Raw genomic sequence first — 12,665 nt, 5'->3', positions numbered from 1 at the left:
TTATATGAGGTATTAGATTCTAAATACTCTTTTACCACTTTCGTTTTGAATTCTGTACTATATTTTGCCATTAAAAAACTGACCTCCTTTAGTTAGTTTTTTGGTCTAACTTTTGGGGGTCAGTTCAAACTACCAAGCTTTTTTTTAGCCTTTTAATTCATTTCTGTTTTCTTGTAATTCTTCCAATAGATTGTTCAATTTGTCTTGAGTTGTTTCCAACATTTCATCGATATATTGGATAGATTGACTCTTTAATAGTCTAGCATTGTTTTCAGCTTGAGAAGTAATTTCTTCTGCATTTTTTTGAGCTGCAATAGTAACATCGTGTTCATTTACCATTGTTTCAAATCTGTTTCGAGCTTCTTGGTCTATTTTTTCTGCTTCTTTGTAAGCTTGAGTTCTAATATTTTCAGATTCTCTGTTAGCTTCATCAATAATTCTATTCTTTTCAGCATTAGTCCATTGAGCTTGTTTGATTTCTTCTGGTAAATTTTCTCTCATATCTTTTAAAACTGATAGAAGTTCTTCTCTTTCAACCATAACTTTTTTAGAAAATGGAACTGTTGATGCTTCATCAAGTATGTCTTCCATTTCTTCTATTAACTTAATAATATCCATGTAACCCTCCTGCATTGAGCTAATTATTCTTACAATTATTATAATAAAAATATCAAATTAATTCAAGATAAAGCATTTATTTATCGTTAAATTTATCCTTTATATCTTCAATGATATTTTCAGGAACAAGTTCTGATATATCAGCGCCGTAGGAAGCTATCTCTCTTACTATAGAAGACGAAAGAAATGCATATTTGCCATCTGCAACTAAAAACAATGTTTCTAATTCATTATTTAATTTCTTATTAGCCAAAGACATTTGCATTTCTGATTCAAAATCACTAACAGCACGTAGTCCCCTTATAATTGTACTACATCCTATTTGTTTTGCAAAATCTACAGTCAATCCTTCAAATTGATGAACTCTTACATTAGATAAATGGCTACAAGATTTTTTAATCATCGAAACTCTTTGTTCAAGAGAAAATGTACTTTTCTTTTGAATGTTTTTTACAACAGCTACATTTACTTCTTCAAAAATTTTTGCACTTCTTTCAATAATATCCATGTGTCCATTCGTAATTGGATCAAAACTACCCGGATATAATACCTTTGTTTTATTCATTATCATTCCTCAAAAAATATATATTCTTCTTTTTACCATATTGTTTTTGTTTTTCTAATTTCAAATTTTTGAAATATTCATCAGACAATTCTTTTTCGGATTCTAATATAACAAGACAATCATCATTTAAAAGATCATTATCTATGAGCATTTGAATGGATTCTTTGTAATAATTTAATCTTTCATAAGGCGGATCGATAAAAACATAATCAAATTTTAATCCTTGTCTTCTGATATTCAATAAATTTTTCTTAAAATCACCTTTAAAGACTTTTGCGAATTCCTGTGATTTTGTATGCTCAATATTTTCATTGATGCATTTTATATTATCATTAGAAGCTTCACTAAATACTACTAAATCACATCCACGACTTATGAACTCTATACCAACTGCGCCACTTCCTGCAAATAAATCTAATGCTTTGGAATTAGGTTTTACTTGAAAAATCACGCTAAATATAGCCTCTTTTATTTTACCTTCTGTCGGTCTTGTAAATCTATCTAAATCGGTATTTAAGTTCATACCTCTCATTTTTCCTGAAATAACTTTCATTTCTCACCTCAATTAAAAATAACATTTTCTAGTAATTTATCTTTAAACTTATTAATTTCTTCATCCAAATACATATATTCTTTAGTTTCGCATAAATCATTCGTATATATATACTCAGTTATCACAGCAGCTTTTTCTATCAAATCATAGTCTTTTTCTAGATCTGCTATGTTTAGAAGTGGTATTCCTGATTGTCTAGTTCCTAACAAATCACCACTACCTCTCATCATCAAATCCTTTTGTGATAGTTCAAATCCGCTGTTCGTCTTAACCATAATATTCATTCTTTCCATTTGTTCATCAGAATGTGCATTGTTGATAAGAATACAATAAGATTGATCTGAAGATCTGCCCACTCTACCTCTTAATTGATGAAGTTGTGAAAGTCCAAATCTTTCTGCATTATATATAACAATTACATTTGCTTTTTTGACATTAACGCCAACTTCAATAACTGTTGTAGATACCAATATTTTTGTATTCCCGTCTACAAAATCTTTCATAATTTCTTCTTTTTCCGAAGATTTCATTTTACCGTGTAACATTCCAACATTTATATCAGAAAAATATTCACTAGATAACTTATTGTAAAGTTCTGTTACATTCTCTAAATCCAATGCTTCAGATTCTTCTATCAATGGACACACAACATAAGCTTGAAACCCATTTTCAACTTGTTTTCTGATAAAAGCTGCTATTCTTTTTTCATAACTAAATCCAACAGAATATGTTTCTATTACTTTTCTGCCTTTAGGCATTTCATTTATTGTTGATATATCCAAATCCCCATAGTAAGAAAGTGCTAAAGTTCTTGGAATTGGAGTAGCTGTCATCACAAGAACATCTGGATTTTGTCCCTTGTCTGAAATTTTCTTTCTTTGCCCTACACCAAATCTATGTTGCTCATCGGTAATTACGAGTCCAAGCTTTTTAAATTCCACAAAATCTTGTATTATTGCATGCGTACCAACTATGACATCAAAATAACCCGACTTTATTCCTTCTACAACAGAATCTTTTTCCGATTTTGTTAAATCAGATTTTAATAAACAAACTTTTAACCCAAATTTTGAAAAATCATCCGATAAGTTTTCATAATGTTGTGTCGCTAAAATATCCGTAGGAGCCATAAAAGCTGATTGATAACCACTTGAATATGATTTGAATATCGCTGCTTCAGCTACTATTGTCTTTCCACTTCCTACATCTCCTTGAACCAATCTATTCATTCTCTTTTCAGATGTCATATCACTTTCAATATCTCTAATTGCTTCTAACTGTCCTTTTGTAAGTTCAAATTTTAAAGACTGTATGAAAAGATCCATGCTTTCGTCAGTTTGAAATTTTATATAATTTTGTTCGTTTAGTGTTGTCTTCATTGATTTCATTGCCAATTGCATTATAATAACTTCTTCAAGAACAAGCGCTGTCCTGGCTCGTTTAAATTGTGCATAATCCACAGGCTTGTGTATGTTTTTTATTGCATTTCTTTTGTTCTCAATATCGTAGTTTTTAATCATACTATAAGGAATAACATTTTTAATTTCATCAATACAATGTTTAATAGCAAAATCAATGAATTTAATCATATCATTATTTGTAACGCCTTTTCTTACTTTGTAAATTGGATAAATAATGCCCAATTTTCCACCAAAAGTTTTACTCAAAATTGGTGACGATATCTTGAATTGATTTTGAACTCTATTTATTTTCCCATACAAATAGTAGGTAGTGTTTGGTAAAATTTGATTTCTGATAAAAGGCTGATTAAACCATGACACACTTATTTTAGAAGTATCGTCAAAAGCAATAGCAGATGTTAAGTTTAAATTTCTTCTAAGATATTTAGTTACAGGCTTTGAAATAAATTTGACTTTTATAACGCAGCTTTCTTCATCTCGTATATCTATTATATTTTTTATTATTGATCTATTTTCGTACCTATACGGGAAATAATTCAATAAATCATTAGCATCAAAAATACCCATTGAGTTTAAAACTTCTAATTTTTTCTTTCCTATTCCTTTTACTTCTGATAATTGCATAACTCACCACACAAAAAAATCCCTACATTAAACATACAAATAATAGACCGATGAAAATCGATCTATTATCTGTAATTATTTGTAAGGAGTTATTCTATTGAAAATACATAGTAATATAAAGGTTGAGATCCTTCGACAACCTCAATATCAATGTTTTTATATTCTTCTTCCAAAGTATCCTTCAACTTATTAGCAACCATTTCATCACAGCCTTCACCGTAATAAATTGTAACCAATGAATCGTCTTTTTGAATTAGTTGTCTCAATAAATCCATTGAAACTTTATTAATATCATTACCAACCGCTCTGATATTCTTTTGATCAAGACCGATAATGTCATCTTTCTTTACTTTAATATCTGACATATTTAAATCTTTTACCGCAAAAGTAACTTCACCAGTCTTAACTGTTGCTATTACATCGTTAAAACTATCAAAGTTTTCTTCTGCACTTGCTTCTTCATTGAATGCTAAAAGAGCCGAAATAGATTGTGGTACGGCTTTTGTCTCTACAACAAATACTTCTTTATCAACTATTTGTTTTGCTTGATTAGCTGATAATATGATGTTCTTATTGTTAGGAAATACAAAAACTGTCTTTGCATTAACTTTTTCTATAGAATTAACTATATCTTCAGTTGAAGGATTCATTGTTTGTCCACCAGTAATCACTTCATCAACATTTAACATATCGAAAACTTTACTGAATCCTTTACCACTGCTAACAACCACAAATCCAAAATCTTTTTCTGGTTCTGAAGGTTTTGTAGAAGCTTGACTAATTTCTTCTTCAGTAGAATGCAAGTTTTGATGTTGCAATCTCATATTATCTATTTTGATATCTCTTAGAGCACCTAATTCCATGGCAATTTCTAAAACTTTACCAGGATTATTAGTATGAATATGAGTTTTGATTACTCCATCACCTTTTACAACTAGTAAACAATCCCCAAAGTTTTCTAATTTTGATCTATATGAATTTTCATCTGCATCAGTCATTATAAAAAATTCAGTACAATATCCGAATTCTATTTCTTCATCTGATACAACATTCGTATTTTCATTAATAGTTCTAGAAGATTCGTCAATTACTGTTTCGGAAATCAATTTTTCATTATCGTAATTTAAAACGCCTTCTAAGAATAACATTAAACCTTGTCCACCTGCATCAACTACGTCGGCTTCTTTCAAAACAGGTAACATTTCTTTAGTTTTAAGAAGTGCCTTGTTACCTTCAGATATAATATCTGTCAAAAATTCTTTAATATCTTCATAATTTTGGTAGTTTTGATCAGCAAACTCACCCATACATCTAGAAACTGTAAGAATTGTTCCTTCTGTTGGTTTCATTACAGCTTTGTATGCAGTTTTATAACTTTCAACAAATCCATCTCTTAATGCAAATATATTAAATTCAGTATAATCTTTAAATCCATTATAAAAACCTCTCATGATTTGAGAAGTAATTACACCAGAATTTCCTCTAGCTCCCATAAGAGAACCATCACTCATGGCTTTAGCTAAATTTGCAATACTCAAATCAGTTACGCCATTGACTTTAGAAATAGCTGATTTAATTGTCAATGTCATATTAGTGCCAGTATCTCCATCTGGAACTGGAAAAACATTTAAGCTATTTACTATTTCTCTTTTATTTTCTAAGTTCTTAAATCCCGCTAGAAGGCAATTCTTGAACAGTGTTGCGTCATTCTTCATTGTGCCCCCTATTTTTCTTCGTTTATTCTCATATCTTGAACAAGAACATTAACACATTCTACTTCAAGACCAGTTTTGTTTTCTACACTATATTTAACTGTATCAATAATATTTTGGCAAACCACAGCAATTTTGGTACCATATTCCAAAACTACAGTTAAATCTATTACAATTTTATTATTTTTTGTATAAACTTTTACTCCCTTACTCATATTGTCTTTATTGAGTAACATTAAAAATCCGTCTGATAAATTTTTATAAGCTAGTCCAACAATCCCGTAACAAGTCATAGCTGTTTCACTAGCAATAGTTCTAACGATATTATCTGATATTAATATTGAACCATATTCGTTATCAATTTTAGTAGTCATATTACCTCCTATTTGTGATACCTAATTAATTATATTATACTCTTTTAATGTTTAAGATTCTAATTTACATATTAATACTATATTATTATAACATATTTTAGCTCTAAAAGCTTGAAATTCAGTTTTAAAATATGCTATAATATCAAGAGACATTTGAAAAAGAACCAGGAGGTGTAATTATGTCCAAAAAATGTGAAATTTGTGGTAAATCAAGAACTTTCGGAAATAATAGATCATTTTCTTTAAGATCTTCAAATAGAAGCTGGGCACCTAACATCAGAAAAGTTAGAGCTTTAGTCGATGGCAAACCAAAAAGAATCAATGTATGCACTAGATGCTTAAGATCAGGTTTAGTTGAAAGACCTCAATTTATCAAAACAACAGAAGAAGAATAAAACAAAGAGTCGAAAACTTCGACTCTTTTTTAATCTCTAGAATCAATTAAAAGGCCATATCCCTCTATTAATTCTATATATGCTTTTTTATTTTTTATTTTATTACTAATCGTCAATGTTGAACAAAAATCAACATCTAAAAATTCGCTGTCGTATTCAAAACCATTTAACCTAATTTTCATTCCACTATTCGATAAAACTACAATGGAAATATAGTCATATCTCATAACACATTCTGTGCTTTCTCCTAAGAATTTAATTATATTATTGTTACCAATAAATATAAGTTCAATTCCTTTTTCATAGCATTTTTTTGAATAAATTAAATTCGACATTGTGTGATCTAATCTGGTTCCTGTTGCCCCAAAAGCATATATTGTATTACAGTTCTTTTCGATTAATATATTTATTGCGGCTTCAAAATCAGTAAAATCTTTTTTGCAATTATATTTTTCAAAAATCTTGTTGTTTTCTTCTAGAAAAATTTTGTCCTCATTATTTATAGAGTCAAAATCTCCTATAGCGAAATCAAAATCTTTATGATAATCTGTGAAATATTTTGTTCCACCATCTACAGCTATTTTAAAGTCTGATTTTTCATAATATTCTTCAAAAAGATTCTTATCAGATAATTCCCCTGCGCAACAAATCAAACCAATCATTTTTTACTTACCTTTGATACAGGTTTAATTAAAATTAATATGACAACTATAGCTATAATTCCATTAGGAACAATGTAGGTGATGTTATATAAGAATGATCCTAGTAATGCAGGAATATCTGTTGGCAATGTGTCTTTGAAAAATACATAACCACTTAAAATCGCAGCTACTCCTCTCATTAAAATAGCGAATATACATGCTAAAATCATTTTATAATTAATTTTGCCACTCAAAGTTTCTTCATTACATCCTAACCCTGATAATCCTAAAGCCATATAAGCTATTGGATAATCTAGTATATATTGTATTGGGTGGATAACATAAGGATCAACAAAGCTATCCAAAACTCCATACATTAATCCAATTACAATCCCTGGTTTTAGCCCCCATCTTAGTCCAAACAATAAAATCGGAACATATCCCGCTAGGGAAACAGATCCTCCTCTTGGCATTTTAAAAATAACAATGCTATTTAGTACAGCTGTCAAAGCTAAAGTAATTGCCCCTTCAACCATAAATCTCAAATTTTTATTCAAGATATCCTCCTTTTAACTATAATTTTTGATTGTAAATATCTAGTTGCGATTCTATGTCATGATTAAAAACATCTGAACCACTTACAATTAGATTAGCTCCAGATTCTAACACTTTATCGACATTAGAAGTTTTCACTCCTCCATCAACTTCCAGTAAAATATCTTTTTTTGATGTTTCTATCATTTTTCTTGCATCTTTTATTTTTGAATATTGACTCTCTATAAAGGATTGTCCTCCAAAGCCTGGATTTACACTCATTACAAGTATTATATCCAAATCATCAATAATATAATCACAACATTCCAATCCTGTGGATGGATTAAGTGCTAATCCACATTTTTTTCCAGCTTTATGAACAGTTTGAATAATCCTATGTGGATGAAAAGTTGCTTCTGGATGAAAAGTAATTATATCAGCTCCGGCATTCAAAATGTCATCTATAATATTTTCTGGTTTGTTAACCATCAAGTGACAATCAAGAATAAAGTCCGGATATTTTTCTCTTATTTGTTTTATAACTGCTGGACCAAAAGAAATATTTGGCACAAAATTTCCGTCCATAACATCCAAATGCAAATATTTTATTCCCTTATTTTTTAGTATATCTAAGTTTTTTTCTAACTCAAAAAAGTTACACGCCAACAAAGACGGACTTAAATTAGCCATTAATACCTCCTAATTTTTTTGTATTCTTCAACTATCTTCAAATAATTATCATATCTACTCTGGGATATTTCTCCAATTTCAACAAGTCTTTTTATTTCACATTTTGGTTCATTAATGTGATCACAATTATTGAACTTACATCTCAAACTATTTTTTTTAAATTCTACAAAATTATTTTTAATTTCAGATTTGTCATCTAAAAAAGACAAATCAAAAGAACTAAAACCCGGTGTGTCTAAAACGTAAGTATTGTCATCTACCATTTTAATTTCAATGTGTCTTGTCGTTTGCTTTCCTCTCTGAGTTTTAGCACTTATTTTACCAGAAATAAAATCCTCACTTGGAAATAATTTTTTTAAAGTACTGGATTTTCCCGCCCCGCTGGGACCAATAACACAATTGATATGATTTCTGAATTCATTTAATAATTCTTCATTAGTGATTGAAGATTCATTTGAGTTAAATATTACTTTATAGCCGATATTTCTGTATATATCAGCATAAAATTTTTTCTCATCTTCAGATACCAAATCAGACTTATTAAATACAATGACGCAATCAATGCTATTTTTCTCAATCATTAATAGATATTTGTCTAGTAACATTAGATTAATATTAGGTGACTTAATGCTACTTAGAACGAAACATTTATCTATATTACTCACTTCAGGGCGGTGCAAAAGCACAGATCTTGGATGTATTTTTAAAATAAATCCAAGACCATTTTCTACGTTTATATCTACTTTATCGCCTACAACTGGAGTTATTTTCTTGTTCCTAAAATTCCCCTTTGCCTTCGAAGGATACACTTCGTTTCCAACGCTTACATAGAATAATTCCCTTTGAATTTTCGTAATAACACCTGTTTTATCCGACATTAACTAATTCTCCATTAATATAGACTTTAATATCATTATTAGGTTTTACTTTTACTTTAATTCTGATATCTCCTTCAGAAGCATTATGATTTTCTTCATATATTATATTATTTTCAGTTTCATCTTTAATAGTTACTGTGTAAATTCCTTTTTCTACAGGTTTACTTATTCTGAATATTTTATCAATCATTTCAGGTTCTTTTTTCCCTTTACTGATTATAACATCAATTGAACTATCTTTTTTTAGTTTCTTTCCAGCATCATATTGTTGCCATATAACTTGATTTGTATCATATGAATTGCTAAATTTCTTTTCAATATTTCCTATATTTAGTCCGATTGATTTTAATTTATTACTAGCTTGACTTATATCCGCTCCTATTAAATCAACCATCTCTACTAGTTCTTCTTTTTTACCTAAAGAAATTACAACATCAACTTTCGAGTCTTTATTTATGCTAGTTCCTGAATCTGGATGTTGTTGCATAATTTTTCCAGCTTCAAAATTATCGCTGTTTTCTTTAGTTATTTCACCAATTTCTAAGCCTAATTTATTTAGTTGAATTTTAGCATTTTCAATAGTCATATTGGATAAATTAGGTACAGACACCTGTTCCTCGCCTTTGCTTACAACTAATTTTATAATAGTTCCTTTTTTCACTTCTGTACTGGATTCAGGATCTTGTTCTAATACTTTTCCTGGTTCAACATTACTTTCAGTCTTATATTCTGAAACAACAGCAATTAAATTATTAGCCTTAGCTTTATTTAAAGCTTCGGTTTCCGTTAAACCAGTTAACGCAGGAACTAAAACTAGGTCTTGCTTATTCTTGTTTATATATTTCTTGCCAAATATAATTGCAATAAATACCAAAGCTGCTAAAACTATAGGCAATAGAATCCACATAAATTTTTTGGATTTATTTTTATTATCTTTTGTAGAAGATTGTTTAGGCGTTTTATAAACTGCTTCTTTTACTTCAGGTTGTTCATCATTTTCTTTAATTATTGGATTTTTAGTAGTTTTTTGATATAAATCAGAAGAATAGTTTTGATAATTTCTCAACATTTCTTTCAATTCTGTAGCTGATTTAAATCTATCATTGGGATCTTTTGCCATCGCTTTAACTATTATATCATTAAGACCTTGTGGTAAATCATGACGAAGATTTATAGGTGGCACCAATGGATCTTGAATATGTTTCAATGCAATTCCAACAGCATTTGGTGCATCAAATGGTACTTCTCCTGTAGCCATTTGATACAATACAACACCTAATGAATATATATCACTTTTCTCATCAATAAATTTACCCTTTGCTTGTTCTGGTGAAATATAATGAACAGTTCCCAAAACAGTTGAAGTATATGTCAATGTTGCAGACGAAGAAATTCTTGCAATGCCAAAATCTGTAGCTTTTAAATTGTTAGATTTATCAATTAACATATTATGTGGTTTAATGTCTCTGTGAATAATTCCATTTTTATGAGCACATTCTAAAGCACTTGCTATTTGAACACCATAATTTACAATATCTTCAATCGGCAGAATTTGTTTTTCATCAATTATATCTTTTAAAGTCTTACCATCTACATATTCCATTACAATGTAATTATATTTACGACCATCAACATACGAACTTCCAACATCGAACACACTTACTATATTAGCGTGCGTCAAAGATGCAGCAGATTGTGCCTCCATTGCAAATTTTCTCAGAAAATCTTGGTCTTCCATATATTCATTTTTTAATACTTTCACAGCGACATATCGGTTTAAAACAGTGTCCAAAGCTTTGTACACTTTGGCCATACCGCCAACGCCTACTTCTTCTATTATCTCGTATCTATCGCCTAAAACTTTACCTATCATAATTTTCCCCTTCATATAAATAAAGCGTAATAGTTATATTATCAATACCTTCGATATCATTTGCTTCATCAATCAGATTTTGAGTTATTTTATCCAAATCTGTTTCTTTTTTAATATTATCAACAATATCCTCATTTTCTAATTGTGAAGTCAAACCATCTGTGCACATTAATATCAAATCATCTTTGATAAGTTTAATATTAAAAATGTCGATATCTACAGTATCTTGAATTCCTAAAGATCTTGTAATAACATTTTTTTGTGCAAAATCTAAGGCCTCTTCTTCAGTTATAGTTCCAGATGATAATAAATCATTCACAAGAGAATGATCTATGGTAATTTGCTTTAATTCTCCATCCCTGTATAAGTACAATCTACTGTCTCCAACATTTGCGACAATAGCATTATCATCATAAACTAAACAAGCAACTATCGTTGTGCCCATATTTCTATGTTCAGAATTATTTTCACTATCTTTGTAAACTTCCTCATTTGCTAAAGTAATCGCTTTTATCAGTGTATTCTCGTAATCTTTTTCATTTTCATTTTCTTTTACGTAGTTTATAACAGTTTCGACAGCTTTTTTGCTTGCAACTTCACCAGCTTTATGTCCACCCATTCCGTCGCACACAACTAGCAAGCTAAAATCATCTGTAATATAATTCATATGATAATCTTCATTAAGCTTTCTTACCAATCCGATATCTGTGCTTGAAGCATATTTCATTTCACACCTCTTTTAGTCATATTGTTAATTCTTAATTGTCCACAGGCTCCTTCAATATCAATGCCCTGTTTTCTTCTTATTGTAGTATTAACATTGTTTTTATTCATGTAATTCATAAATTCCATCATCTTGTTTCTATCTGGAGATTTTTGATTAAATTCTTCAATAGGATTTAATGTTATTAAGTTCAAAAGACAATTTCTATTTTTTAATAAATCGACTAGCTTGTCCATATATTTTTTTGAATCATTTACACTTTCGATTACCGTATACTCAAATCCAATTCGCCTTTTGGTTTTATCAAAATAATAGTCACAAGCATCTAGAATTTCTTCAATTGAGTATTTGTTTCCAATAGGCATTAGCTGATTTCTCTCATTATCAAATGGATTATGAAGTGAAATAGTTATGTTTATCCCTATATTTCCATCTGCAAGTTTAATTATTTTATCTACTAATCCACATGTAGATAATGTTATATTTCGAATAGACATATCTTGTCCTTCTTTGTCTGTAATCAAATCGATAAACCTTATAACATTATCGTAATTATCTAATGGTTCCCCTATGCCCATTAAAACCATATTATTGATTCGTATACCCAAATCATTTTCTACCAAATATATCTGAGCACACATCTCATAAGGTTGTAAATTTCTTACGAAACTTTTCTTTGTCGATGCACAAAATTTGCATCCCATTTTACAACCAATTTGTGTTGATAAACATATTGAAGTGTGAGTTTTATATTCCATAAACACCGTTTCTACGATATTACCATCACTCAACTCTATAAGATATTTTTTCGTGTTGTCTAATTTTGAATCAATCCTTTTGATAATAGAACAATTTTTTATATCATTGTAGTTGTCTAGTTTTTCTCTTAAATCATTAGAAAAATTAGTCATATTATTAGGATTGAATATTCTATTTTTATGAATAGCTTGAAAATACTGCAACGCTCTGAAAGATTTTTCTCCATTATTCACAAAAAATTCTTTCAGTTCATCGACAGTCATATTTTCCAAGACAATTTTATTTTGCATATTATTCACCAATC

General features: G+C 29.4%; 14 protein-coding genes. 1 reads left to right on the top strand and 13 read right to left on the bottom strand.

Translation table 11 applies throughout. The features are described from left to right. Positions 1-144: 144 nt before the first annotated feature. The 6 genes from ACU68U_RS05455 to ACU68U_RS05430 form a co-directional block, all read right to left on the bottom strand. Positions 145-618 (bottom strand): hypothetical protein, encoded by a 474-nt coding sequence (locus tag ACU68U_RS05455; protein ID WP_035109473.1) that lies wholly within the window; start codon positions 616-618, stop codon positions 145-147. Between the two features lie 76 nt (positions 619-694). Further along, positions 695-1,183: a pantetheine-phosphate adenylyltransferase gene (gene coaD, locus ACU68U_RS05450; RefSeq protein WP_094224630.1), complete on the bottom strand. Its 489-nt coding sequence runs from the start codon at positions 1,181-1,183 to the stop codon at positions 695-697. After that, positions 1,176-1,736 carry a 16S rRNA (guanine(966)-N(2))-methyltransferase RsmD gene (gene rsmD, locus ACU68U_RS05445; protein WP_002836302.1) on the bottom strand — a complete coding sequence of 187 codons (561 nt, stop codon included), beginning with the start codon at positions 1,734-1,736 and terminating at the stop codon, positions 1,176-1,178. The genes coaD and rsmD overlap by 8 nt, the downstream gene beginning before the upstream one ends. A gap of 8 nt (positions 1,737-1,744) precedes the next feature. Then, entirely contained in the window at positions 1,745-3,781 is a 2,037-nt protein-coding gene (gene recG, locus ACU68U_RS05440) for an ATP-dependent DNA helicase RecG (RefSeq protein ID WP_446762882.1), read from the bottom strand. Positions 3,782-3,870: 89 nt separating this feature from the next. Next, positions 3,871-5,496 carry a DAK2 domain-containing protein gene (locus tag ACU68U_RS05435; RefSeq protein WP_094207071.1) on the bottom strand — a complete coding sequence of 542 codons (1,626 nt, stop codon included), beginning with the start codon at positions 5,494-5,496 and terminating at the stop codon, positions 3,871-3,873. Positions 5,497-5,504: 8 nt separating this feature from the next. Beyond that, positions 5,505-5,867, bottom strand: coding sequence for an Asp23/Gls24 family envelope stress response protein (locus ACU68U_RS05430; protein WP_002836299.1), 363 nt, complete (start codon positions 5,865-5,867; stop codon positions 5,505-5,507). Positions 5,868-6,046: 179 nt separating this feature from the next. Between ACU68U_RS05430 and rpmB the strand changes: the two genes are divergently transcribed. Further along, the gene (gene rpmB / locus ACU68U_RS05425) at positions 6,047-6,262 is read left to right on the top strand and encodes a 50S ribosomal protein L28 (RefSeq protein WP_002836298.1); all 216 of its coding nucleotides are present in this window, start codon (positions 6,047-6,049) and stop codon (positions 6,260-6,262) included. Between the two features lie 29 nt (positions 6,263-6,291). Here the strand turns inward: rpmB and ACU68U_RS05420 are convergent, their stop codons facing one another. From ACU68U_RS05420 to rlmN, 7 genes are read right to left on the bottom strand one after another with little or no spacing between them, the layout of a single operon-like run. Beyond that, positions 6,292-6,924 carry a thiamine diphosphokinase gene (locus tag ACU68U_RS05420; RefSeq protein WP_094207070.1) on the bottom strand — a complete coding sequence of 211 codons (633 nt, stop codon included), beginning with the start codon at positions 6,922-6,924 and terminating at the stop codon, positions 6,292-6,294. Further along, entirely contained in the window at positions 6,921-7,460 is a 540-nt protein-coding gene (thiT, locus tag ACU68U_RS05415; RefSeq protein WP_094207069.1) for an energy-coupled thiamine transporter ThiT, read from the bottom strand. The genes ACU68U_RS05420 and thiT overlap by 4 nt, the downstream gene beginning before the upstream one ends. Positions 7,461-7,476: 16 nt before the next feature. Further along, complete coding sequence (gene rpe / locus ACU68U_RS05410; RefSeq protein ID WP_094207068.1) at positions 7,477-8,127, bottom strand: ribulose-phosphate 3-epimerase; 651 nt, start codon at positions 8,125-8,127, stop codon at positions 7,477-7,479. Beyond that, positions 8,127-9,005 carry a ribosome small subunit-dependent GTPase A gene (gene rsgA / locus ACU68U_RS05405; RefSeq protein ID WP_094207067.1) on the bottom strand — a complete coding sequence of 293 codons (879 nt, stop codon included), beginning with the start codon at positions 9,003-9,005 and terminating at the stop codon, positions 8,127-8,129. The genes rpe and rsgA overlap by 1 nt, the downstream gene beginning before the upstream one ends. Then, positions 8,995-10,878 (bottom strand): Stk1 family PASTA domain-containing Ser/Thr kinase, encoded by a 1,884-nt coding sequence (gene pknB, locus ACU68U_RS05400; protein ID WP_094207066.1) that lies wholly within the window; start codon positions 10,876-10,878, stop codon positions 8,995-8,997. Before pknB ends, rsgA begins: the two co-directional genes overlap by 11 nt. Then, positions 10,868-11,605 (bottom strand): Stp1/IreP family PP2C-type Ser/Thr phosphatase, encoded by a 738-nt coding sequence (locus tag ACU68U_RS05395; protein WP_446762881.1) that lies wholly within the window; start codon positions 11,603-11,605, stop codon positions 10,868-10,870. Before ACU68U_RS05395 ends, pknB begins: the two co-directional genes overlap by 11 nt. After that, positions 11,602-12,651 carry a 23S rRNA (adenine(2503)-C(2))-methyltransferase RlmN gene (gene rlmN / locus ACU68U_RS05390; RefSeq protein WP_446762880.1) on the bottom strand — a complete coding sequence of 350 codons (1,050 nt, stop codon included), beginning with the start codon at positions 12,649-12,651 and terminating at the stop codon, positions 11,602-11,604. Before rlmN ends, ACU68U_RS05395 begins: the two co-directional genes overlap by 4 nt. Positions 12,652-12,665 lie beyond the last annotated feature (14 nt).

Source organism: Finegoldia sp. P3-F-LR (genome assembly GCF_052932165.1).
Note: the sequence above shows the minus strand (reverse complement) of the source record. Positions and strands in the feature narration are given on the sequence as shown.